Annotated in this window: 21 protein-coding genes; all 21 read left to right on the forward strand. The window is 47.8% G+C overall.

Annotated features, from left to right (window positions below; translation table 11 throughout):
- The first annotated feature begins 53 nt into the window (after positions 1–53).
- The 21 genes from rseP to dapA all read left to right on the forward strand — a co-directional run bounded on the left by rseP (position 54) and on the right by dapA (position 25,633).
- A complete protein-coding gene (gene rseP / locus MKY97_RS11185; RefSeq protein WP_342556301.1) occupies positions 54–1,289 on the forward strand; it encodes an RIP metalloprotease RseP in 1,236 nt (411 codons plus the stop codon).
- 62 nt (positions 1,290–1,351) lie between these two features.
- Positions 1,352–2,806, forward strand: coding sequence for a proline--tRNA ligase (gene proS / locus MKY97_RS11190; RefSeq protein ID WP_342555497.1), 1,455 nt, complete (start codon positions 1,352–1,354; stop codon positions 2,804–2,806).
- A 151-nt stretch (positions 2,807–2,957) separates the two neighbouring features.
- Positions 2,958–7,280 carry a PolC-type DNA polymerase III gene (locus MKY97_RS11195; RefSeq protein ID WP_342555498.1) on the forward strand — a complete coding sequence of 1,441 codons (4,323 nt, stop codon included), beginning with the start codon at positions 2,958–2,960 and terminating at the stop codon, positions 7,278–7,280.
- A gap of 260 nt (positions 7,281–7,540) precedes the next feature.
- Positions 7,541–8,002: a ribosome maturation factor RimP gene (rimP, locus tag MKY97_RS11200; protein ID WP_342555499.1), complete on the forward strand. Its 462-nt coding sequence runs from the start codon at positions 7,541–7,543 to the stop codon at positions 8,000–8,002.
- A 123-nt stretch (positions 8,003–8,125) separates the two neighbouring features.
- The gene (nusA, locus tag MKY97_RS11205) at positions 8,126–9,223 is read left to right on the forward strand and encodes a transcription termination factor NusA (RefSeq protein ID WP_090923835.1); all 1,098 of its coding nucleotides are present in this window, start codon (positions 8,126–8,128) and stop codon (positions 9,221–9,223) included.
- 25 nt (positions 9,224–9,248) lie between these two features.
- Positions 9,249–9,557: a YlxR family protein gene (locus MKY97_RS11210; RefSeq protein ID WP_342555500.1), complete on the forward strand. Its 309-nt coding sequence runs from the start codon at positions 9,249–9,251 to the stop codon at positions 9,555–9,557.
- Complete coding sequence (locus MKY97_RS11215; RefSeq protein ID WP_342555501.1) at positions 9,550–9,879, forward strand: ribosomal L7Ae/L30e/S12e/Gadd45 family protein; 330 nt, start codon at positions 9,550–9,552, stop codon at positions 9,877–9,879. The genes MKY97_RS11210 and MKY97_RS11215 overlap by 8 nt, the downstream gene beginning before the upstream one ends.
- Entirely contained in the window at positions 9,872–12,451 is a 2,580-nt protein-coding gene (gene infB, locus MKY97_RS11220) for a translation initiation factor IF-2 (RefSeq protein WP_342555502.1), read from the forward strand. Before MKY97_RS11215 ends, infB begins: the two co-directional genes overlap by 8 nt.
- Positions 12,452–12,476: 25 nt before the next feature.
- Positions 12,477–12,842, forward strand: a complete 366-nt coding sequence (rbfA, locus tag MKY97_RS11225; RefSeq protein WP_342555503.1) for a 30S ribosome-binding factor RbfA — start codon at positions 12,477–12,479, stop codon at positions 12,840–12,842.
- Positions 12,843–12,861: 19 nt separating this feature from the next.
- Positions 12,862–13,839, forward strand: a complete 978-nt coding sequence (locus MKY97_RS11230) for a bifunctional oligoribonuclease/PAP phosphatase NrnA (protein WP_342555504.1) — start codon at positions 12,862–12,864, stop codon at positions 13,837–13,839.
- Complete coding sequence (truB, locus tag MKY97_RS11235; protein ID WP_342555505.1) at positions 13,833–14,756, forward strand: tRNA pseudouridine(55) synthase TruB; 924 nt, start codon at positions 13,833–13,835, stop codon at positions 14,754–14,756. Before MKY97_RS11230 ends, truB begins: the two co-directional genes overlap by 7 nt.
- 82 nt (positions 14,757–14,838) lie before the next feature.
- Positions 14,839–15,765: a bifunctional riboflavin kinase/FAD synthetase gene (locus tag MKY97_RS11240; protein WP_342556302.1), complete on the forward strand. Its 927-nt coding sequence runs from the start codon at positions 14,839–14,841 to the stop codon at positions 15,763–15,765.
- A 157-nt stretch (positions 15,766–15,922) separates the two neighbouring features.
- On the forward strand, positions 15,923–16,192 hold the full coding sequence (gene rpsO / locus MKY97_RS11245; RefSeq protein ID WP_056700672.1) for a 30S ribosomal protein S15: 270 nt from the start codon (positions 15,923–15,925) through the stop codon (positions 16,190–16,192).
- A gap of 260 nt (positions 16,193–16,452) precedes the next feature.
- A complete protein-coding gene (pnp, locus tag MKY97_RS11250) occupies positions 16,453–18,555 on the forward strand; it encodes a polyribonucleotide nucleotidyltransferase (RefSeq protein WP_123064492.1) in 2,103 nt (700 codons plus the stop codon).
- A gap of 173 nt (positions 18,556–18,728) precedes the next feature.
- The gene (locus tag MKY97_RS11255; RefSeq protein WP_342555506.1) at positions 18,729–19,724 is read left to right on the forward strand and encodes a polysaccharide deacetylase family protein; all 996 of its coding nucleotides are present in this window, start codon (positions 18,729–18,731) and stop codon (positions 19,722–19,724) included.
- 100 nt (positions 19,725–19,824) lie between these two features.
- Positions 19,825–21,105, forward strand: coding sequence for a pitrilysin family protein (locus MKY97_RS11260; protein WP_342555507.1), 1,281 nt, complete (start codon positions 19,825–19,827; stop codon positions 21,103–21,105).
- The gene (gene dut / locus MKY97_RS11265; protein WP_342555508.1) at positions 21,062–21,514 is read left to right on the forward strand and encodes a dUTP diphosphatase; all 453 of its coding nucleotides are present in this window, start codon (positions 21,062–21,064) and stop codon (positions 21,512–21,514) included. Before MKY97_RS11260 ends, dut begins: the two co-directional genes overlap by 44 nt.
- A gap of 180 nt (positions 21,515–21,694) precedes the next feature.
- On the forward strand, positions 21,695–22,594 hold the full coding sequence (gene dpsA / locus MKY97_RS11270) for a dipicolinate synthase subunit DpsA (protein WP_342555509.1): 900 nt from the start codon (positions 21,695–21,697) through the stop codon (positions 22,592–22,594).
- A complete protein-coding gene (locus MKY97_RS11275) occupies positions 22,591–23,187 on the forward strand; it encodes a dipicolinate synthase subunit B (RefSeq protein WP_342555510.1) in 597 nt (198 codons plus the stop codon). The genes dpsA and MKY97_RS11275 overlap by 4 nt, the downstream gene beginning before the upstream one ends.
- A 301-nt stretch (positions 23,188–23,488) precedes the next feature.
- Positions 23,489–24,706: an aspartate kinase gene (gene dapG, locus MKY97_RS11280; RefSeq protein WP_342555511.1), complete on the forward strand. Its 1,218-nt coding sequence runs from the start codon at positions 23,489–23,491 to the stop codon at positions 24,704–24,706.
- 48 nt (positions 24,707–24,754) lie between these two features.
- Positions 24,755–25,633 (forward strand): 4-hydroxy-tetrahydrodipicolinate synthase, encoded by an 879-nt coding sequence (gene dapA / locus MKY97_RS11285; RefSeq protein WP_342555512.1) that lies wholly within the window; start codon positions 24,755–24,757, stop codon positions 25,631–25,633.
- The last annotated feature ends 69 nt before the right edge of the window (positions 25,634–25,702 follow it).

Genomic DNA, 25,702 nt, shown 5'->3' on the forward strand with positions numbered 1-25,702 from the left:
AGGAGGTGTAGTGTTTGTTAGAGACTCTTAAAATTGCGATCTATATATTCATCATGTTTTTTGCTATTGTAGCAATTCATGAATGGGGCCATTATTATTTCGCTAAGCGCGCTGGCATTTTGGTTCGAGAATTTGCAATCGGATTTGGTCCTAAAATGTTCTCATATAAGAAGGGTGAAACGCAATTCACGTTTCGGCTACTGCCTTTTGGCGGGTATGCTAGAATGGCGGGTGAAGATCCGGAAACTTTAGGGATTGATGCAGGTCAAACCATATGTGTAAGAGTTAAAGACGATAAAGTCGAAAAGATCTTTACAAGCAATCTTGAGAAGTACAAAAATGTTATCAAAGGTGAAGTTTTGCGGGCAGATCTTGAACAGGCTCTGATTATTGAGCTTGATGTTGACGGAGAGCGTACGCTGTATTCGGTCGATCCTCAGGCTGTCATTGTAAGTAAAAACTCTAGCATGCAGATTGCGCCTAAAGATCGCTGGTTCAACAGTAAAACTGTAGGGCAGCGCGCCTTAGCCATTTTTGCAGGTCCTATGATGAATTTTATTCTTGCATTTGTATTATTCGCGATATTTGTGCAGGTGAGTGGTGTTCCTGTTGAGAATCCTTCCTACATAAAAATAGCAGATGTTTCAGCAAACACTCCTGCAGAAAAGGCTGGATTTCAAGATGGAGATATCATTAAGAGTATCAATGGTGTCTCAGTTGGAGTAGACCAGCAGAAGGTTATTGCTTCAATCTCCGAGTCGAAGGATAAACCGATGAGTTGGACAATCATTCGGGACGGGAAGGAACTTGATGTTTCGGTTACTCCTACCGGATTACCAGGACAGGAGGGCGGAAAGGTCGGTGTTTCACTCGGGTTCCCTACGAGACAAGCTGGCTTTTTTGAAACCTTTGCGCTTTCTGGCAAGTATACGGTTGAAACTTCTAAGCTGATTTTCAAAGGACTGCAGCACCTTGTGCAGAACTTTGCGCTGGATGATATTGGTGGGCCTGTCAGAACCATTGAGTTAACAGGCGAAGTCGCTAGATCAGGTTTGGATCGTCTGTTGTACTGGAGTGCAATGATCAGCATCAATCTGGGGATATTTAATCTGCTTCCAATCCCTGCACTTGACGGCAGCCGTCTTATTTTCTTGGGCATTGAAGCCCTTCGCGGCCGGCCGATTGATCCCAATCGGGAAGGTATGGTGCATTTTGTTGGATTCGCGATGCTTTTTGTACTGATGCTGGCTGTAACATATAATGATATACTACGTTTAATTAACGGATAATTACGGTTTGACTGCGCACTGAGGAATCAGTGCTGGTCGTTATGGGAGGACGCTGGAGTCTTATGTCAAAGGAAAATGATAAACAGTTCGTAACTGAAATTACACCGCAGGGGGAAGATTTCTCTCGCTGGTACATTGATGTTATTAAAAAAGCAGATCTGATGGACTACTCACCGGTCCGCGGTTGTATTGTGTTCAAACCGGACGGATTTGAAATCTGGGAGCACATCAAGGATGAGATGGATCGCCGCTTCCGCGAAACGGGCCATCGCAACGCATACTTCCCGATGTTTATTCCGGAGAGCTTTTTCCAAAAGGAAAAAGAGCATGTGGAAGGTTTTAACCCTGAACTGCCTTGGGTAACCGAAGCAGGCGGAGAAAAGCTGGAAGAACGTTTGGCTATTCGCCCAACGTCTGAAACCATTATTGGGCATATGTATTCCAAATGGATTCAGTCCTATCGCGATCTGCCGGTATTGATCAACCAGTGGGCTAACGTCGTTCGCTGGGAAAAAAGAACGCTGCCGTTCCTACGTACCAGTGAATTTTTGTGGCAGGAAGGTCATACAGCGCATGAAACGGAAGAAGAAGCTCGCGAAGAAACGATGAAAATGCTTGAGATTTATCGTGAGGTGGTTGAAGAATACCTTGCTATTCCGGTCATTACAGGCCAGAAAACGAAATCCGAGAAGTTTGCCGGTGCGGTGGATACCTTCTCGATTGAAGCGATGATGAAGGACGGACGGGCGGTACAGGCTGGTACTTCTCACTACATGGGAACGAACTTTGCTAAAGCGTTTGAAATTCAATATTTGAGCCGTAACAATGAGCTTGAACTGGCACATACCACTTCATGGGGGACCAGCACTCGTTTGATCGGAGCTTTGATTATGGTTCACGGAGATGACCGCGGTCTTGTGCTTCCACCAAAAGTTGCGCCTACTCAAGTGGTTATGATTCCAATTGGACCACCGAAAACCCGGGATGCCGTTGTAGGACGTGCAGACGAGCTCTTCGCGGAGCTGAAAAAAGCGGGCATCCGTGTGAAGATGGATGATCGCAGTGACGTTCGTCCGGGATGGAAATTTAATGAATACGAGATGCGTGGTGTTCCGATTCGTCTGGAGATTGGTCCGCGTGATATGGAAAACGGCGTTTGTGTGCTCGTTTCACGGATTACCGGAGAGAAGAAAGTGGTCGAGCAGGCGAATCTGCTGGAAGAAATTCAATCTATGCTGACACAGGTACAGGCTGATATGCTTGAACGTGCACGTACATTTATGTCGGATAACTTCTATTCGGTAGATACCCTGGATGAGATGAAAGAACTGATGGAGAACAAACGCGGCTTCACCCTCGCCGGATGGTGTGGTTCGGAATCATGCGAAGATAAAGTTAGAGAAGTTACGGGTGCAACCAGCCGGAACATTCCGTTCCAGCCTGCTGAGGAAAAGCACACATGTCTGGCTTGTGGCGAACAGGCGAAACACACCGTTGTGTTTGCAAGAGCGTACTAGTCAGAAGAGCTTGACAAAGAAAGCTTATTCACTGGTTTAAGTCATGAATGAAGAGCTTCTGTCGGATAAAATGGATCGGTGCGGGTTCGGATCGGGGACATTTTTGAATACAGGGGCTTTTCATGTTTTAAGGGGGTACAGGAGGAACACAATGAGTGGATTCGAGGAGAAGAGAAAACGGTTTGAGTTGTTGATGAAACAGGCAGAGCTTCCGTCAGGTTTGACAGACCCTTATTTCCTGGATGGCTGGATTGAACAGGTCGAGACAAATCGCACGAATCGCGAATGGCATATTCAGATTGGTAAGGATACGCTCGTGCCTGCACCAATCTATCGAACGTTCAGTCTGCATATTCAAGAGAAAATGAATCATATTGCAAAAATAACGTTTGCCTTTAAGTATTCGGAAAAGGTACTCGCGGGCGATATCGTGAATGAATACTGGAACCTTTTTCTGGAGTGGGTTACGCGTGAAATTCCGTCCGTAAATGGCTGGATGAACCGGGCAACCATCGAATGTGAAGCGGATCTGCTGCAGCTGACGATGAGTGATTCTACTTCAATGGAACTGGCACGCAAGAAACAGATTGACCAGGCTATAACGAGGTTCTATGAAAAGTACTTCCACCTGCCTTTGCGCATCAAAATGCAGGTAGGTGAAGCAGGAAGCAATAGAGAGGCCATGGAACAGTTCCAGGCTCAGAAGAAGGTCGAAGAGCGGCAGGTTATCGAGAAGATGATGAGTGAAGTCATCGAGACTGAAATGCCGGAAGATGAAGAACAGGGCGATGTGCGGCTGCAGATGGGTTATGAGATCAAAGAACCAGCTGTGCCTATGCAGGAAGTCCAGGATGAAGAGAAAAAAATCACACTTCAAGGGACGATATTTGGTCTGGACCGCAAGGAATTGCGGAATGGAAATACGCTGTTCACCTTCTACCTGACGGACTTTACGGATTCGATGCAGATGAAGATGTTTGCCAAAACCAAAGAGGATGTCAAAATTCTCAGCCTGCTTGCGAATGGAAAATGGGTAAAAGTTCGCGGACGTGTAGAGTACGATCGGTTCATGCAAATTCCGGAACTGGCTATGATTCCTTCGGATCTGACAGAGATCAAGGCACCGCCGTCCCGTAAGGATACAGCCGAGGAGAAACGGGTTGAATTCCACCTGCACTCCACAATGAGTACGATGGATGCCGTAACATCTATTGATAAATATGTGAAAACAGCTGCGGAGTGGGGACACAAAGCGATTGCCGTTACTGATCATGGCGGTGTGCAGGTTTACCCGGAAGCATCCAAGGCAGCGAAGAAAAATGGGATTAAAATGATCTATGGTCTGGAAGCCAATGTGGTGAATGATTCCGTAGCCGTAGTTCTGAATCCGCAGGCGATTGATTTGAAAACGGCCACGTATATCGTATTTGATATTGAGACTACCGGTCTGTCGGTCACTCAGAACAAAATCATCGAGATTGCGGCAGTTAAGGTGCATGAAGGGAAAGAGATAGATCGATTTGCCACTTTTGTCAATCCGCATGAACGGATTCCGTACAACATTCAGCAGCTGACAAACATAACGGATGAGATGGTAAAAGATGCACCAGAGCTTGAACCGGTTATTCGTGACTTTGTTACCTTTGCAGGAGATGGAGTATTGGTCGCGCACAATGCACGGTTTGATATGGGCTTTATTCAGGCCTCGCTCAAAAATCTGAACATGCCTGAGATGCCAAACCCGGTACTTGACACACTAGAGCTGGCGCGGCTTTTGTATCCAAAAATGAAAAATCACCGGTTGAATACGCTCGCGGACAAGTACAAAGTAGCGCTGGAAAGCCATCACCGGGCGATTGACGATACGATTGCTCTCGCAGGTATCCTGAATGGCCTTATCAATGATGCTGCTCAATTAAAAGGTCTGACGATGCTGGACCGATTGAACGATTTTGTCGGTGTGGACTTATCTAATACACGTCCTTTCCACTGTGGAATTTATGCTTTGAATGATGTAGGCAAGAAAAATCTGTACAAGCTGGTATCCCTGTCTCATACAGAATATTTCAAGCGTGTTGCGTGTATCCCGAAGTCCAAATTGGTAAGTCTGCGTGAAGGGCTTGTTGTCATATCCGGTTGTGAAAAAGGCGAGTTCTTTGAGGCTGTATTAAACAAATCGGTGGAAGAGGCGGAGGAGATTGCCGAATTTTACGACATTCTGGAGATTCAACCTCTGACCATGTATATGCACTTGGTGGACAAAGGACTTGTCGCCACGCCTGAAGAACTGAAACTGGCGGTTCGTAAAGTGGTCGATATCGGAGCAAAACTGAATAAACCGGTTATTGCTACAGGCAATGTGCATTACCTGGAACCAAGAGACAAAATTTATCGGGATATTACGATTCATGGTATAACAGGATTCAGTCCGCTTAAAGATCAGCGCAAACCTGATGCCCATTTTAGAACGACAGCCGAAATGCTGGAGGAATTCCAGTTCCTTGGTCAAGATAAAGCGTATGAGGTTGTGGTCACAAACACGATCGAGCTGGCTGACCGTTTCGAGGAAATCAAGCTGTTCCCGGACAAGCTGTTCACACCCATTTTGGAAGGTGCGGACGAAGAGATCCGAAACACTTGTTATAATACGGCCAAGTCGATCTATGGCGAAGATTTGCCTGAAGTCATTGTGGCGCGGCTGGAGAAAGAACTGCAGCCAATCATCAAATATGGATTCTCTGCCAACTACCTGATTTCGGAACGATTGGTGAAAAAATCGAATCAGGACGGTTACCTGGTAGGTTCAAGGGGTTCGGTAGGTTCGTCCGTTGTAGCGACCTTTCTGGGAATTTCAGAGGTTAATCCGCTTCCGGCTCATTATATCTGTGTGAATCCGGAGTGCAAGCACAGTGAATGGTTCCTGGACGGCAGTGTACCGAGTGGGTTCGACCTTCCGGAGAAACCTTGCCCTAATTGTGGGGGCAGCCTCAAAGGGGAAGGGCAGGATATTCCGTTTGAAACCTTCCTTGGGTTTAAAGGGGACAAAGTTCCCGATATCGACTTGAACTTCTCGGGGGATTATCAACCGCATGCCCATAACTACACGAAAGTACTTTTTAGTGAGAAGAGTGTATTTCGTGCAGGGACGATCGGTACGGTTGCGGAGAAAACAGCATTTGGTTTTGCGAAGAAATATGAGGAAGAACATCATAAGAAATGGCGCGGGGCTGAGCTGAATCGTCTGGCTTCCGGTTGTACAGGAGTGAAGCGAAGTACAGGACAGCACCCCGGCGGAATTGTTGTTGTTCCGGATTACATTGAAGTGGAAGATGTCACTCCTGTTCAGTATCCGGCAGATGATGTAACAGCCGAGTGGAAAACAACCCACTTTGACTATCACGCTTTTGAAGAAAATCTGCTGAAGCTTGATATTCTGGGACACGATGATCCGACGATGATGCGTATGCTGCAGGATCTCACAGGTGTTGATCCAACAACCATTCCGATGAATGATCCCAAAGTAATGAGCATGTTTAACTCCACGGATGCCCTTGGTGTAACGCCGGAGCAGATTCGCTCTCCTGTTGCGACCTTTGGTGTGCCGGAGATGGGAACCAAATTCGTACGTCAGATGCTTGTCGAATCTCAGCCGTCATCTTTTGCCGATTTATTGCAGATTTCGGGACTATCTCACGGTACGGGAGTTTGGCTGGGCAATGCCCAGGACCTGATCAAAAACGGCACATGTAACATCAAAACCGTTATCGGCTGCCGGGATGACATCATGCTGTTCCTGATCTACAAGGCGGGAATGGATGCGAGTCTGGCCTTTAAGATTACAGAGAGTGTTCGTAAAGGGCGCGGACTGCCGCAGGAATGGATTGACGAGATGAAGAACTGCAAAGTGCCGCAGTGGTATATTGATTCCTGTCTCAAAATCCAGTACATGTTCCCGAAAGCCCACGCGGCTGCTTACGTAATTTCGGCGGTACGTACAGCATTTTTCAAGCTGTATCATCCGATTGAATATTATGCAACTTACTTTACCGTTCGTGCAGACGAGTTGGACATCGAGTTGGTGTGCCAAGGTTATGACGCCATCTATCGCAAAATCGTAGAGATTGAGCAGCTCGGCTTCCAGGCACCGCCAAAAGAGAAAAACATGCTGCCTGTTCTTGAAATGGCACTGGAGATGTCCGCCCGCGGTTTCTCGCTTAAACCGATTGATCTGTACCGTTCGGAAGCGACAAAGTTCATCGTGGATGGAAAGTCATTGATTCCTCCATTCTCCGCACTTGCAGGGATCGGGGATAACGCGGCACGTAATATTGCCGCTGCCCGTGAACATGGTGAATTCTTGTCGATTGAGGATTTCCAGCAGAAATCGAAAGCGACCAAAACGATTGTGGAGCTGCTTACGAACATGGGATGTTTCCGAGGTCTGCCTGAGAGCAACCAGCTTTCCCTGTTCTAGACGAGCTGTGATCAACGTGTTTTGAATGACAGCTCCGGGGTCGATCTGATTTTTCCTTCATTAGTGGGGCCGCTGTGCAGAGGATCGCTTACTTGTCACTATTACCAGACTATGTTATAATTTTTGAAGTGAACGAGATAGTACGAATTTCTGAAGAGTGGGGAAACCCACTCTTTAGTCTTTGGTATACATGAATCTTGGGTATCTAATCATCTGCCAGCGATTCTAGCTGGTGTAACCTAAGTTGGAGGTTATCGGTTTTGAGCACAACGAATATTAAATCTACCGTGGAAGAAATGATCCAACCCTACTTGAATGAACAAGGCTTCGAGCTGGTTGACATCGAATACGTCAAAGAAGGCAGCAGCTGGTTTTTACGGGTGTATGTCGACAAAGAAGGTGGAATCGACATCGACGATTGTGTCTTGATCAGCGAAAAGCTGAGCGCCAAGCTGGATGAGAACGATCCGATTCCATCTGTCTATTTCCTTGAAGTGTCTTCTCCCGGTGCGGAACGTCCACTGAAAAAAGCGGAGGATGTTGCCAAAGCTGTAGGCAAAAATGTTTTTGTTACAACCTACGAGCCGGTGAATGGAATGAAGGAGTTCGAAGGCAAGCTGATATCCTTTGATAACGGGGAACTTGTCATCGAAGCAGGCAAAAAGCAGCATACCATTTCTTATGAAAAGGTTGCCAGCGCGCGTTTGGCTATTTTGTTCTAAGTGCCTTGTTCACTTGATTAATGAAAAAGACACATCTCACGTTAACGGCAAGGTGCTCACAAGTTGCGAGCCTTTCGCCGTTTTACGTATGAGATGCCATGTTTGAAAGGGGGATCAACATTCATGAGTATGGATTTTATTGAAGCAATGAATGAATTGGAACGGGAGAAAGGGATCAGTAAGGATGTGCTTTTTGAAGCGATTGAGGCTGCACTTATCTCCAGCTACAAGCGTAATTTCAACACTGCACAGAATGTACGTGTGGACATGAACCGCAATACGGGGGTTATTCGGGTGTATGCCCGCAAGCTGATCGTGGAAGAAGTTCTGGATTCGCGCACCGAAATTTCACTACCTGCTGCACGGGAAATTAACCCACACTTCCAGTTGGAAGATATTGCGGAGATTGAAGTTACGCCGCGCGACTTTGGACGTATCGCCGCACAGACGGCCAAACAGGTTGTTACCCAGCGGATTCGTGAAGCCGAACGCGGCCTGATCTACAATGCTTTCGTAGATAAGGAAGAAGATATCGTTACGGGAGTAGTGCAGCGTCAGGATTTGCGCAATATCTACATCGATCTGGGCAAAATCGAAGCGGCTCTTCCGCTCACCGAATTAATGCCGAACGAGAAGTTTGTTCATGGTGACCGCATCAAGGCGTATATCACCAAGGTCGAGAATACGACTAAAGGGCCGCAAATCATTTTGTCCCGTACTCATCCTGGGCTTTTGAAACGTCTCTTTGAATTGGAAGTACCCGAAATTTTCGACGGCGTAGTCGAAATTCGCTCCGTTGCCCGTGAGGCAGGGTTCCGCTCCAAAATTGCAGTTCATTCCCGCAATGAGGAAGTGGACCCGGTTGGATCATGCGTAGGTCCAAAAGGAATGCGCGTGCAGACCATTGTGGGTGAGCTGCGCGGTGAGAAAATTGACATCGTTCGTTATTCCGAACAAGTGGATGAATATGTGGCTAATGCACTGAGTCCTTCCAAAGTGTTGGAAGTTCATGTGTTCGAAGAGGAGAAGATGGCTCGGGTGATTGTTCCTGACTATCAACTGTCTCTTGCCATTGGCATCAAAGGTCAAAATGCCAGATTGGCAGCCAAATTGACAGGCTGGAAAATCGACATTAAGAGCGAGAGCCAGGCGGAGCAGGAATTCGGCAGAGAAAAAGATTCTTCTTCGGAAATGCATCAGGATTCCGTCTCCGTCGACTAAAGGAAAGCACGGGGGGCGCTGACGTATGAAATCAAAAAAAGTGCCGCTGCGCAAATGTGTGGCATGCCAGGAAATGATGCCCAAGAAGCAGCTCATTCGCATCGTTAAAACACCTGAGGATGAAGTGCTGATTGATTTGACTGGCAAAAAGTCCGGACGCGGCGCATATCTATGCGGCAAAGAGTCCTGCTTTAAGCTTGCGCTTAAAAACCGGGCTTTGGATCGGGCGTTGAAGGGGAAAGTTTCACCAGAAATCTATGAACAGCTGGCCGCTGATTTTATTGCAGTAGAGGATGAATTTATGGCTGCACAGGAGCGTGATGAGGATGAGTGATACGAAAGTGCTGTCTTATCTCGGGCTCTCGATGCGCGCTGGCAAGCTGCTCACAGGTGATGAGATTGTGCACAAAGCAGTCCGTTCAGGTGAAGCTAAGATGGTTATTGTTGCAGGTGATGCTTCTGCAAACACACAAAAGAAATTTCGCGACAAATGTGCTACTTACAAGGTTCCGCTTCTTATCGGATTGGATCGCGACCGCATAGGGTCAAGCATCGGTAAAGATACGCGGGTGGTTCTTGCGGTAACAGACCTTGGGTTTGCAAAAATGATCTCCAAGCAAGTCGGTATAATGTCGGAGGTGGAGTATATTGAGTAAACAGGAAAACAAGGAAAAATTGCGAGTTTATGAATATGCGAAGTCCCTTAACATGAGCAGTAAGGAAATTATTACTATCCTTAAAAAACTGGATATTCCCGTTAACAATCATATGAGTGTAATGGAGAATGGTTCGGTCGGTAAGGTGGAACAATTTTTTAAAGATATTAAATCCACTGCCGCGTCGAAACAAGGCAGCGAAGCCAAGTCTGTTGCGACTTCGGCCGTGCGCAGTGACAAACCAGCGGACAGCAGCAAGCCGGGCGGCGGAGTGAACACGCCGAAGAGCAGCAGTACAACCGGCAGTCCCGTACAAACAAAAATACAACAGGAAAAGCAGGTAGGTATGAACAATAGACCAAATTCCAACAATAACAATGGCACTCAAAGACCAAGCGGCCAAGATAGCCGTAACAGAACAACAACTTCCCAAGGCTCAAGTCAGGGAGGACAATCAGGCAATCGTCCAAGACCAGCTTCAGGTGGTCAAGGAAATACAGGGTCCCGCCCGCAAGGATCGGGTCAACGTCCGAACAACAGCGGCGGTCCTAGCAGATCTTCAGGACCTAACAGCGGTGGAAGCACTGGAAACAGTGGTAACCGCAGCGGTGGCCAAAGTCAGGGACAAGGCCAAGGCGGCCAGCGTAGAGGCGGCCAAGGCAGTTCAGGCGGCAATAACGGCAATCGTTCCAACAGCGGTGGTGGTGGCGGACGCCGCTTCGATGACAACCGTGGTGGTAATTTCCGCAACAATCGCGGAGGCAAGAACAATCGCAACAGAAATCAACAGCAGTACGTACAGCGTGAAAAAATCGATAACACACCTAAGAAAATCATCGTTCGCGGTGATATGACTGTTGGTGAAACGGCAAAACTTCTTCATAAGGATGCTTCCGAAGTAATCAAAAAGCTTATTGGCATGGGTGTCATGGCAACCATTAACCAAGAACTTGACATTGATACCATTCTGCTGCTCGCAGGTGAATTCGGTGTTGAAGTTGAAGTGAAGATTGTTCTTGAAGATGATCGTTTTGAAAATGTGGAAGAGAATGATGATCCTGCAGATCTGCAATCCCGTCCTCCAGTTGTAACGATTATGGGTCACGTCGACCATGGTAAAACGACATTGCTGGATGCAATCCGTTCCACGAATGTATCTAGCGGCGAAGCAGGCGGAATTACGCAGCATATCGGTGCTTATCAGGTTGAAATTAACAATAAGAAAATCACGTTCCTTGATACTCCTGGCCACGAAGCATTTACTGCGATGCGTGCACGTGGAGCACAAGTTACGGATATGACCATTATTGTTGTCGCTGCAGATGATGGTGTTATGCCGCAGACGGTTGAGGCAATTAACCACGCCAAAGCTGCGGGTCTGCCGATTATCGTTGCAGTCAACAAAATTGACAAACCGGGTGCTGATCCGGACAAAGTGAAACAGGAACTGACCAACTATGAACTCGTTCCGGAAGAATGGGGCGGAGATACCATCTTTGTAAACGTATCTGCGAAACAAAGAATGGGTCTTGAAGGACTGCTTGAGATGATTTTGCTCGTTGCTGAAGTGAACGAGTACAAAGCAAATCCGAACAAACGTGCTCGTGGTACGGTTATTGAAGCCGAACTGGATAAAGGCCGTGGTCCGGTTGCGCGTATCCTCGTGCAGCATGGTACACTCAAAGTCGGCGATGCATTCGTAGCAGGTAACTGCTTCGGCCGTGTGCGTGCAATGGTCAATGACAAGGGCCGCCGCCTGAAAGAAGCTGGACCTTCAACACCTGTTGAGATTACAGGTCTGACGGAAGTTCCAGGCGCTGGAGATCCGTTTATGGTCTTTGAAGATGAGCGTAAAGCTCGTTCCATCGCTGATAAACGTGCAATTACGCAGCGTGAATCCGATCTGGGCACGAATACACGTGTCACACTGGATGATCTGTTCCAGCACATTAAAGATGGCGAGATCAAAGACTTGAACGTAATCATCAAAGGTGACGTACAGGGTTCGGTTGAAGCATTGAAAGGTTCCCTTGCGAAGATCGAAGTCGAAGGTGTGCGCGTGAAAATCATTCACAGCGGTGCTGGTGCGATCACGGAATCCGACATCATCTTGGCTGCGGCTTCCAATGCCATCGTGATCGGCTTCAACGTTCGTCCTGAGAATCAGGCAAAAATCACTGCGGATCAAGAGCAGGTAGACATTCGTCTGCACCGCGTCATCTACAGTGTTATCGAAGAGATTGAACAAGCAATGAAGGGCATGCTTGATCCAATCTACAAAGAAAAAGTTATTGGTCATGCTGAAGTTCGTAATACCTTCTCCATCAGTAAAGTGGGTACCATTGCAGGTTGTATGGTTACCTCGGGCAAAATCACTCGTTCTGCGGAAGCACGCCTGATTCGTGACGGTATCGTCCTTTACGAAGGCAAGCTGGATTCCCTGAAACGGTTTAAAGATGATGCCAAAGAAGTGGCACAAGGTTACGAGTGCGGTATCACATTGGACAAATACAACGATCTCAAGGAAGGCGATGTAATTGAAGCCTTCATCATGGAGAGCGTACAACGATAAGCAGGGAAGTATGAGGTGAACAACAATGGCTAAGATTCGTACAGGTAGAGTGGGCGAGCAGATCAAGAAAGAACTGAGTCTGCTTATCCAGTCAGAACTGAAAGATCCTCGTATCGGTTTTATTACCGTAACGGGAGTTGAAGTGACTGGCGACTTGTCGCAAGCCAAAGTTTATCTGAGTGTCTTCGGTGAACAGGAGCAGAAAGATAACTCGCTTAAGGCTCTTGCCAAAGCAAACGGTTTTTTGCGTACGGAACTCGGCAAACGTATCCGTTTCCGTCATGTTCCCGAATTGATATTCAAGATTGACGAATCGATTGCATACGGCAGCCGGATTGAAAAGCTGCTTGGTGATATTGGTTCCGACAACAACAAAAACGAATCCCAGTAACAGAATAGAGGAGACGGCAATGCACACTTATGAACAGGCGCTCCAGGCAGGGAAACAATTCCTGCTGGAGCATGACGATTACCTGGTCGTGTCGCATGTACAGCCGGACGGTGACGCAGTCAGCTCGACGGTAACGGTGGGCTGGCTGCTGTCATGTCTGGGAAAGACATTCACGATGATCAATGAAGGTGAAATTCCGCAGCGCATGCATTTTTTATGGCAGGCGGATGCCATTGTGAACATGACCGAATATCCCCCGGAGCGCAAGTATAAAGCGATCATTTGTGTTGATTGCGCCGACTTTGCCAGAGTGGGACTTACCCGTCATTATTTTGAAGAAGATGCAGTCATTCTGAATATTGATCATCATCCCACAAATAATGGATACGGTGCAGTGAACATTATCAAATCGGATGCAGCGGCTACTGCCGAGATTTTGTTTGATTTCCTGCAGCTTTTCAATATTACATGGAATAAAGAGATCGCTACGGCAGTATACACAGGCCTGCTGACAGACACCGGTGGATTTCGTTATGCGAATACCAGCCCTAATGTGATGGCTGTCGCCTCCCGCCTGTTGGAGCATGGCGTAGATGGGCCTAATCTTGCTCAAACGCTGCTCGAAGAGGTGACTCTTCCTCAAGTCCGTGTTTTGAACAAGGCGCTTTCCTCTTTGCAAATGTCAGAAGACGGCAGGATTGCCTGGGTGGTTATCACACCAGAGGATATGCAGGTATGCGGGGCAGCTAATGAAGATTTGGAAGGCATCGTTAACTATGCGCGCAACATTCGCGGGGTCGAAGTAGGCATCTTTTTCAAAGTGATCAATGAGAATGCGGTTAAAGTGTCTATGCGCTCAGCGGGCAGGGTTGATGTAGCCGCACTGGCACAAACCTTTGGCGGGGGCGGACATGTTCTCGCAGCGGGATGCCGAATGGAAGGCAAGCTTGAAGACATTGTAGAAAAAGTACTGAAGCAGGTGAACTCACAATGGTAAAACCGTTTGAAGGTGTGCTTCCGGTATATAAGCCGGCGGGATTCACTTCGCATGATGTCGTAGCCAAAATGCGCCGAATTTTGAAAATGAAGCGTATTGGCCATACGGGTACTCTCGATCCACAGGTAACCGGAGTTCTTCCGCTCTGCCTCGGGCGGGCTACACGAGTCGTGGAGTACATGCAGGAACTTCCGAAAGAATATCTGGCAACGCTCAGACTGGGACTCGCTACAGACACAGAAGACCTGACGGGTGAAGTCATTGAACGTTCCGAGTCTGCTGTTGAAGTGACGCAGGATCAGGTGCAGCAGGTGCTGGAGAAGTTTCTAGGTACTATTTCACAAGTTCCGCCCATGTATTCTGCGGTCAAAGTAGATGGGAAACGATTGTATGAACTTGCTCGTGAAGGCAAGACCGTTGAGCGTAAGAGCCGGGAAGTGACGATCTATGAACTGGAACTTATCGGAATGGAAGTCAGCGATGGAACCACAGATATATCATTCCGTGCGTTGTGCTCGAAAGGCACGTATATTCGAACGTTGTGTGTGGACATCGGTCGCGAGCTCGGTTTCCCGTCCACCATGGTGAAGCTGGAGCGTACTATCTCTGCAGGAATAGCTGCGGATCATTGTCTTCGTATTGAAGAAGTGGAGCAGCGTATGGCGGAAGGCACACTGGCGGAGGCGCTGATTCCTGTAGATGAAGCGATCTCTTCCATTCCGGCTCATAAAGTTGCTGAAGAGCAGACAAAAGGGGCCCTTCAGGGTCAGAAGTTGTCTGCACGTCTGTTGGAGCCGCCCGTGGAGAAGCCGGGACTGCTGCGTTTGTATGCTCAGGACGGAACGTTTCTGGGGATTTTTGAACGGGATGAATTGAAACCAACCGTGAGGGCTGTTAAAGTCTTCTTACCGGAATAAAGAGGTACCGGGCTTGGAGCGATGACGAGGTTCAAGCTTGGCCCATCAAGTGAAATGCAGGTGAATGATTGTGAAAACCGTAATGCTAACTTATCCGCAGACTTTACAATCCGCGGAACTGAGTACACATCCCCAAGTGCTGGCTATTGGTCAATTTGACGGACTGCATCTCGGACATGCAAGTGTCATTCTATCCGCTGTTCGCATTGCGCAGGAATCGGGCATGAAGGCGGCTGTTATGACCTTCCATCCACACCCGAAAGAAGTTATGCGTAAGGGCGATTACGAGGGATATCTGACTCCTCTCAGAGACAAGGAAGAGATCCTTGAGGGTATGGGTGTTGATGTGCTCTACGTTGTTGAATTTAATGAATCATTTTCACAGCTCTCCCCAGAGCAATTCGTTCATGAACTGTTACTTCCTCTTCAGACTCGCACAGCCGTTGTCGGATTTGATTTCCGCTTTGGTCACAAAGGTGCAGGTGACGAGCAGATGCTGCGCACCTTGGGCGGTCAAGAAATGACGGTAGAAACGGTTCCTCCGTTTTTGCTTGGTGGAGAGAAGGTAAGCAGCTCGCTGATTCGTGCCCTGTTGAAGCGGGGCGAGATGGATGAGGCGAGCCAGTGGCTTGGACGTCCTTATAGTGTCAGAGGTACTGTTATTCACGGAGAGAAGCGGGGAAGAACGATCGGTTTTCCTACCGCCAATCTCGAACTTGCGGACCATTATGTTACACCAGCTAAAGGTGTATATGCTGTTCGTGTGAATGTTGGGGATCAAGAACTGGCAGGTGTGATGAACCTGGGTGTCAAACCGACCTTTCATGAGAATGGTATGAAACCAACGTATGAGGTGCATCTGCTTGATTTTGACGGTCAAATTTATGATCAGGAACTGAAAGTGGAACTGGTGCACTACATTCGAAACGAGCGGAAATTCGATTCAATCGACGCTTTGATTGCTCAGATCCGTGAAGATGCACTGACCGCTGCCCGTCTGTTGTCCTAAAACTTTATCAAAGTTGATGTTTACATTTACTTTGTCTGGGCAACTATGATATAATGTACTACGTTGTCGATTAAGATGACATTAACCTTAGCTTGGTTACACGCTCTCACCGGCGGTGACGAGGCTAACGGCGATTATAATGAAGGAGGTGAATAGGATGGCATTGACTCAAGAACGTAAACAACAACTGATCGACGAGCACAAAACTCATGAGTCCGATACTGGATCACCTGAGGTGCAAGTTGCTATCCTTACGGAAAACATCAGAAGTTTGACAGACCACTTGCGTACGCATAAGAAAGACCACCACTCACGTCGTGGACTTTTGAAAATGGTAGGTCAACGTCGTAAGCTTTTGGCTTACGTGAAAAACAAAGATGTTAAACGTTACAGCGCACTGATCGAAAAACTCGGATTGCGTCGTTAATTATCGTACATGTTTTCAAAATCAACCTGGCTGTTATCCGCTTTTCTTTTGTCTAAAAGGACAAGCGGGGCTTACAGCCGGGTTGTTTTGTAGATGAACATGTTGCCATATATTTGTAGCTGAGAGCTCCGCAAGGAGCTTTTGTTTTGCAAGTCAGCCTGCTTCCCGTCCAATCATAGCTAATGAATGCCGGACAAGCAGGAAATACTGTGAATATGCAGAATCCATTGTTGATAGGAACGAATTAAAGGAGGGATTTCATGGAACAGCGTGTTGAAATGCAGCTTGGTGGAAGAAAGCTTACGCTTGAAACCGGGCGTTTGGCCAAACAGGCGAATGCTGCCGTTAAGGTAACATACGGAGATACCGTAGTGTTGTGTACCGTGACAGCATCAAGTGAGCCGAAAGATCTGGATTTTTTCCCACTGACGGTGAACTATGAAGAAAGATTGTACGCTGTAGGTAAAATCCCGGGAGGATTTATCAAGCGTGAAGGTAGACCGTCCGAGAAAGCGATTCTGGCCAGCCGTCTGACGGACCGCCCGATTCGTCCATTGTTCCCGGAAGGTTTCCGTAATGATGTACAAGTTCTGAACATTGTTATGAGTGTGGATCAGGACTGCGAACCACAAATTGCAGCCATGATTGGTACCTCAGCAGCATTGAGCATTTCCGATGTGCCTTTCAGCGGGCCGATTGGCGGTGTGAAGGTGGGCCGTATTGATGGAGAGTTCATCATTAACCCAACGATTGCACAGCTTGAAATCAGCGAACTTGAACTCGTGGTTGCAGGAACTAGAGATGCGATCATGATGGTTGAAGCCGAAGCGAATGAATTACCGGAAGAAGTGATGCTTGAAGCAATCATGTTCGGACATGACGAGATCAAAAACATCGTGACTGTCATTGAACAGCTTGTACAAGTTGCCGGTAAAGAAAAAATGGAAGTGAAGCTGCATGCTGTCAATGCAGAAGTGAACAGCAGCGTTCGTGAGTTTGCAAGCGCACGTCTGGTGGAGGCTGTTAAAATTGCAGAGAAACATGCTCGTCAGGATGCTATTGATGCAGTTAATGACGAAACGGTTGCTCACTTCGAAGAGAAGTATATTGAAACACCTGAACTGCTCAAAGACGTGAAAGAAGTGCTGCACGATATCGTCAAAGAAGAAGTGCGCCGCCTGATCACTCATGATAAAGTTCGTCCGGATGGACGCGGACTGGCTGAGATTCGTCCAATTGAGTGTGATACCTCCCTGCTTCCGCGTACACACGGTTCAGGCCTGTTCACACGTGGACAAACACAAGCTTTGAGCATCTGTACACTCGGTGCACTGGGTGACGTTCAAATTTTGGACGGCATCAGTCTGGAAGAAACCAAACGTTTCATGCATCACTATAATTTCCCGCCGTTCAGCGTAGGTGAAGCTCGTCCGCTTCGTGCGCCGGGACGCCGTGAAATCGGACATGGTGCGCTGGGTGAGCGTGCGCTGTCGAAAGTCATTCCGTCTGAAACCGACTTCCCGTACACCATCCGTTTGGTCTCTGAAGTATTGGAATCCAACGGTTCTACATCCCAAGCAAGTATTTGCGCGAGCACGCTTGCGATGATGGATGCGGGTGTACCAATTAAAGCTCCGGTAGCTGGTGTGGCGATGGGTCTGATCAAAGATGGAGAGCACGTATCCATTCTGAGTGATATCCAAGGGATGGAAGATCATCTCGGCGATATGGACTTCAAAGTAGCAGGAACACCTGAAGGGGTAACAGCGATTCAAATGGACATCAAAATTGATGGGATTGACCGTCAAATCTTGTCCGAGGCGCTGGCTCAAGCAAAAGAAGGACGCATGCACATTTTGGGTAAAATGACCGAAGTGATGAAAACACCTCGTGAGCAATTGTCCCAGTATGCGCCTAAAATTACGACTATGCACATCAATCCGGATAAAATTCGCGATGTGATCGGTGCTGGTGGTAAAATTATCAACAAAATCATCGAAGAAACCGGTGTTAAAATTGATATCGAACAGGATGGACGTGTCTTTATCGCTTCTTCTAATCAGGAGATGAATGATAAAGCCAAAGCGATCATCGAAGGGATCGTTCGCGAAGTACTGGTTGGCGAAATTTATGTCGGCAAAGTTAAACGTGTCGAGAAGTTCGGTGCATTTGTTGAAGTGCTGCCAAACAAAGAAGGTCTGGTACACATTTCTCAATTGTCTACAGAACGTGTAGCCAAAGTGGAAGATGTTGTGGCGATCGGTGATTCCATCACGGTGAAAGTAACCGAGATTGACCCGCAAGGTCGAATCAACCTGTCCCGTAAAGCTGTATTAACAGCGGAAGCTCCTGCACAATCTTAGGCGGCTGACGCTCGAATAACATATGCAAGATTGAAGAAGAGACAGAATGCGAATTTCTGGCTCTTTTTTTAACGTTTAAAGGAGAGATTATTGACCAAGAGATTGCGGTTATTAATCATATTTCTGCCCTTGTCCTCATAAGATGGGGACAAAGACGGCAGGAGGATGGAGCTGTGAGAAACCAATCCAAAAAACTGGCGGTTGTTCTCGCGGGTGTGGCAGCGGTCATGCTAATCGGACAAGTCGGCAGTGTACGTACATACATTACGGAGATCCGTGATGGCCCGGGCACGCAGAATGCATTTGATATGTTTAAGGAAGCGACCGGAGAAGAATCACTGTTATCAGCGATTAAGGATAAGGCAGCCGAGACTCGAATTGCACCGGTGAATGCGAGAGTCGATCGAATATGGAAAGCCATTCCTGGTTATAACGGCCTGGAGATCGATGTGGAGGAGACTTATCGCAGGGCTCTGGGAGGAATGCTGAATACTAAGATTCCGTATGTCTACCGCCAGATTGAGCCTGAGATTCAATTGAAAGACTTGGGAGCACATCCGATTTATCGTGGTAACGCGAATAAACCGATGGTTTCGTTTATGATCAATGTGGCTTGGGGGAACGAATTTCTCGTTCCGATGCTGGACACGCTGGATGCCAAAAAGGTAAAGGCTACTTTTTTTCTGGATGGAAGCTGGCTGAGCAAAAATGCTGAACTGGCCAAAGAAATCCAAAAGCGTGGACATGAGCTGTCCAATCATGCGTATTCCCACCCGAATATGAGCCGTTTAAGTGCGGAGCGGGCAAGGCTCGAGATCAGCAAAACGGAGGATCTGCTGCAGCAAACGCTAGGTGTAAAGAATCGCTGGTTCGCACCGCCATCGGGAGATTTCAATCAGAAAACGGTGGATATTGCAGCTTCTTTGGGTTTGCAAACGGTTCTATGGACAGTGGATACGGTCGACTGGCGCAAACCAAGTCCTGATTCTGTCATTGCCAAAATAGCGAATAAAACCGAAGCAGGCTCATTAATTCTAATGCATCCTACAGCATCTTCTGCAGGAGCATTGAAAGGCATGATCGATTCCATTCACGCCAAGGGACTGGTGCTTGGAACGGTAAGTGAGACGCTGTCTTCGGAACGCGTAAAGAGCCATGCGGTTGAGTGAACGCCGTTTTTTTGTTAATATCAAACAGTTGGAACCAAATGTCGATATCAATCTGCGTAGATTGAGATCATGACAATTATAGAGATGTAGGAGGGCCACCGTGAAAAAAATTCAGCTGGGCAATGGCCTCAGAGTTGTGATGGAGCAAATTCCGACCTGTCGTTCCGTTTCATTTGGAATATGGGTCAAAACAGGTTCACGCAATGAGCGGACCGAAAATAACGGAGTATCCCATTTTATTGAACATATGCTCTTTAAGGGAACGGATCGTTTCGATGCCAAAGCCATTGCGGAGCAGTTTGACGCCATTGGCGGTAATGTGAATGCATTTACGTCTAAGGAATATACCTGTTATTATGCAAAAGTGCTGGATGAACATCTGCCAATCGCAGTGGATGTGTTATCTGACATGTTCTTCCGCTCCAAAATGGACGAGGGTGAACTGGCGAAGGAGAAAAACGTCATTTTGGAAGAAATCTCAATGTATGAGGACACACCTGACGACATGGTCCATGATCTGATGGCTTTGGCCGCATACGGCGAGCATCCGCTCGCATATCCAATTCTGGGTACAGAAGAACGTCTCAAAGTAATGGATTCCAGTCATTTGCGTGCATATATGAAGGAACATTATACCATCGAAAACACCGTCATCAGCATTGCGGGCAACATCGACGACAGTGTGATTGAACTGATGGAGAAACACTTCGGTGAGTTTGATGTTAAAGGGGTAACGGAGGAAGTGAAACTGCCCGCATTCCAAAGTGGACAGCTCTTTCACAAAAAGAAAACGGAGCAAAATCACATCTGTATCTCGTTCCCGGGCTGCAAAATTGGGGATCCGCTGCAGTTCGCCATGGTTGTTCTGAACAATGCCATTGGCGGCGGCATGAGCTCCAGACTGTTCCAGGAAATTCGAGAAAAGCGGGGACTGGCTTATTCCGTCTATTCGTATCACAGTTCACATGCAGACAGCGGTTTGTTCACAATCTATGCTGGAACTGCTCCGAAACAGACGAAGGAAGTGCTGGATCTGACCAAAGAGGTACTGCATGATCTGGCTGTAAATGGCTTATCCGAGGATGAACTGCGTAAAGGCAAGGAACAGCTGAAAGGCAGTCTGATTCTCAGTCTGGAGAGCACGGGCAGCCGTATGAACCGTCTCGGAAAAAATGAATTGATGCTTGGCAGACATCATACGCTGGATGAGATGATTGCCAAAATTGAACAGGTTACGATGAATGATATTGACGCCGTGCTTGATCTGATGTTTGCTGAGCCGTTTGCGCTTGCCATGGTAGGTGCTTCAGACAAGACGATTGCCGGACTTAGAAGGGATGATTTGGTTGCATTACGTTCAAATAAAGAAATTACCGGGTAACGAGGATATCAAATTGCCGCAAAAAATGTCCGAGCTGGCTGCCGGCTTTGATGTTGTGGCCGCATTGGAAGAAGAAGTTGTGCTGCAGCCTGGGCAGCGTACTTTGATCCCGACGGGTCTTGCGATGGCAATGCCCGCGGGGCTGGAAGCTCAAATTCGACCACGCAGCGGACTGGCGTTCAAACACGGTATTACCTGTCTGAACACACCTGGAACAATTGATGCCGATTATCGTGGCGAGGTGAAGGTGCTGCTCATTAATCTGGGCCAGGAACCTTTTACCATTGTACGCGGAGAGCGAATTGCCCAAATCGTGTTCCAAACAGTACCTGAAATCGAGTTAACGGAAGTAGCGGAACTTTCGGACACCGTGCGCGGTGAAGGCGGATTCGGTCACACGGGGAAATAAGCACGCGGCATGTTCCCGTATACAGCAGTGAAAATAGTAAACGTATCGAGCATCACAGCCGTCCTTCACAGGGCGGCTTTTTTTGTGCTGAATCTATAACTCATGCATTTATTGTTTTCACCCCTATGTGGGCCGCTGCATACGATAAGGCATACATGTGGTGAAAGGAGTGACGTCCCGATGCTGACTGGAGTCCGGATTGTCGTTCTGGGCGGAGATGCAAGGCAGCTTGAGGTCATTAAAAAGTGTGCCGAGCTGGATGCGGCGGTAAGTGTGGTAGGTTTTGACCAACTGGAACAACATATTCCGGGCATTGAACACTGCGGACTTGAAGATGATGTGTTTGCTTCCGCAGATGTGCTTGTGCTGCCTGTAGTAAGCTGCGATGATCAAGGGAAAGTAAATTCTTCGTTTAGCAGCGATCTCATTGTTTTGAAAAAAGAACATATAGCTGCCTTGCCGGAGCACTGCACCGTGTTTACAGGGATGGCAAAGCCGTTTTTGCGTGAACTTTGCCAGGAGAACGGTCTTCGGCTTGTTGAAGTGCTTGACCGCGATGATATCGCCCTGTACAACTCTATTCCGACAGCGGAGGGAGCCATCGCCATAGCAATCAAAGAGACGGATTTCACGATTCACGGCTCAGAATGCATCGTACTTGGCATTGGTCGAACAGGGTTCACGCTGGCAAAAACACTGCAGGGACTGGGAGCTAATGTACGGGTTGGAATCAGGCGGGATGAGGATGAAGCCTGGGCAGTGATTATGGGGTGGAAGCCTTTCAGGATAACGGATTTGGCCGCTCAAACCGGGGAAGTTGACTTGCTTTTTAATACGATACCGACTATGATTATCACAGCACAAATCCTGTCCAGAATGCCTCAAAAAGCAGTCATTATTGACCTTGCATCCGCCCCTGGCGGCTGTGATTTCAGATATGCCGACAAGCGCGGCATCAAAGCACTGCTTGCACCAGGCCTCCCCGGCATCGTTGCTCCCAAAACGGCTGGCGGCATTATTGCCGACGCGTTAATCCGTTTGCTTTTGGAAGAACAGAACGCACGGGAGGTTAAATCATGAACTGGCAGGGTAAAACGGTAGGTTACGCAATTACGGGGTCTCATTGTACGTTTGAAGAGGTTATGCCGGTCATTAGCCGCTTTGTGGCCGAAGGCGCAAATGTCATTCCGATTATTTCGAACTCGGTACTAACGACGGATACACGCTTCGGAACGGCGCAGAATTGGCAAAAACAGTTGAAAGATATAACGGGTAACGATATCATCTCTACAATTGTTGAGGCGGAGCCTTTAGGGCCCTCGAAGCTGCTTGATGTGCTGGTTATTGCTCCATGCACGGGAAACACAACGAGCAAGCTGGCTAACGCGATGACCGACAGTCCGGTGCTTATGGCTGCAAAAGCGCAGATGCGCAATCAGCGTCCGCTTGTGCTGGCTATTTCCACGAATGACGGTCTTGGTTTGAATGCAGCGAATATTGCGAAATTGCTGGTGGCGAAATATTTGTATTTTGTGCCTTTTGGTCAAGATGATCCAATAAAAAAACCAAATTCGTTAGTTGCCAAAATGGAGTTGATTCCAGAAGCCTGCTGGAGTGCACTGGAAGGCAGGCAGCTGCAGCCGATGATTGTGGAGCGTGCTTCACAGGGCTGAGGCTTGCAGTAGGGCAATAACGGTTATGCGTAGGGAGATATGAAGAAGGGTTCGAGAGACAAAGAAATCATGGGGGACGATAGTTGATTTGTTCAGCTACCTCTGAATACGTTCCTGTTCATAAGGGCATTCCTGTTTGCAGCAGCAACCAGCAGCAGGCAGGAGAGGTGTATTGAAAATACATGTCATACCATGCCCTATACATTGCTGAGATTATCGCATCGGAACGCTCCCAAGGGTGATCGATTTGTTGATTTAACCCGTGTCCAGTCTTCTTGCGTACACAAATGGAGGAATAAAGATGCGTATCATGGTACAAAAATTCGGGGGCACATCTCTCTCTACCGTTCAGGCGAGAGAGCATGTGCTCCGACATGTTAAACGTGAGCTTGAAACAGGATTTAATCTGGTCATTGTCGTATCAGCTATGGGTCGCCGCGGCGAGCCTTATGCAACGGATACACTGCTTGACTGGGCAGCGCAGAATGGAAATGCACTATCCCCGCGTGAAAAGGATTTACTGCTGTGCTGTGGTGAAATCATCTCTGCAACAACGCTCAGCAGTCTGCTTGAACATGAAGGCATTCCAACTTCAGTGCTGACCGGTGCACAAGCGGGCTTTGTGACGGACGACAATTTCGGGAATGCCCGGATATTGGATGTCCGTCCTGTTCGTGTGCTGGAACAGCTTCAGCTGGGGCGTGTAGTCATTGTAACCGGATTCCAGGGACAGACGGAAAAGGGCGATTTCACGACACTGGGACGCGGTGGAAGTGATACATCTGCTACAGCATTAGGAGCAGCCCTGCATGCTGAAATGGTGGATATCTATACGGACGTCAACGGGATTCTGACTGCTGACCCTCGGATTGTAGAAGATGCCCGTCCTTTAACGGTAGTGAGTTATGCCGAGATCTGCAATATGGCTCACCATGGGGCGAAGGTCATTCATCCGCGAGCAGTTGAGATCGCAATGCAGTCCCAGATACCGGTACGGGTAAGATCTACTTTTGCAGATACGGAAGGCACACTTGTTACGCATCCGGAAGGATTCAAGGATGTGCAGACAGGTATTATTGACCGTTATGTAACCGGTATTGCTTATGTAAGCAATGTTACGCAGATCACGGTGGATGTACCTGGTGGTGCAGATCGTCTGCAGCTGAAAGTGTTCAAAACAATGGCAGAGAATTCGATCAGTGTCGATTTTATTAATGTTACCCCTACCGGGGTAGTATATACCGTTTTTGACAGTGATTCCGAGAAAGCAATACATGTCCTGCAGGAGATTGGACTCAAGCCGCAAAGTTTGTCTGGCTGTGCCAAAGTGTCCGTCATTGGCGGAGGCATCAACGGTGTGCCTGGAATCATGGCCCGTATTGTCGAGTCTTTAACACTGGCTGACATTCAGATTCTGCAATCAGCGGATTCTAACACAACCATCTGGGTGCTTGTCAAAAAAGAAGATATGGTTCAGGCTCTGAGGGCGCTTCACGCCTCATTTGAACTTCACTTGTAAATGACCGAAGTCAGCTGAGCCAGACCTGTTTTGAGGGAGGAAATCGAATTGGACTTTGGAAGATTGATTACAGCAATGGTCACTCCGTTCAATGCACAGGGAGAGATTCATTGGGAGGAAACGGCACGTCTCATCGATTACCTAATCGTTGATCAAAAGTCGGATGCTCTCGTGGTTTCTGGAACAACAGGGGAGTCACCGACACTTAGTGATACGGAGAAAGTTCAATTATTCGAATTTGCAGTGAAACATGCGGCCGGACGGTGCAGGATTATAGCTGGAACAGGCAGCAATAACACAGCGCATTCCATCCATCTGACTCAGGAAGCTGAGCGTGTCGGGGCAGACGGTGTATTATTGGTTGTTCCTTATTACAACAAGCCAAGCCAAGAAGGGATGTACAGACACTTTGAAGCCATTGCTGCATCAGCGAAGCTGCCGGTAATGCTGTATAACGTGCCTGGACGTACTGCTGCCAACTTGTCTGCTGCAACCACATTACGGCTTGCACAAATCCCGAATATTGTGGCGACGAAGGAATGTGCCTCTATGGAGCAGGTTACCTTGATTGCTGCGGGTGCACCGGAACACTTCAGAGTCTATACCGGAGATGATGCATCGGGTCTGCCAGCTATTGCGGTTGGAGCTCACGGGATCGTCAGCGTGGCAAGTCATGTGGTGGGTGCGGAGATGAAAAAAATGATTGATGCCTTCTATGGCGGAGATCCTCTGCAGGCCTCACGTATTCATCAAAAGCTGTTCCCGCTCTTCAAGGGTCTGTTTGAATGCCCGCAGCCATTACCCAATCCGGTAGCGGTGAAATATGCATTAACTTTACGTGGACTGGACGTAGGTTCAGTGCGTCTGCCTTTGATTCCTCCAACGATAGAGGAGCAGAACTACATTAAAAATCTGCTGCATTTGTAAATAAACAGATGCATTTTGCAATCGTTTATTAATTATAAGCATGAACGCTTTGTTTAGCGAAAGAACCGC

Origin of the sequence: Paenibacillus sp. FSL R7-0652, from assembly GCF_038595045.1 — a bacterium.
Lineage (GTDB): Bacteria > Bacillota > Bacilli > Paenibacillales > Paenibacillaceae > Paenibacillus.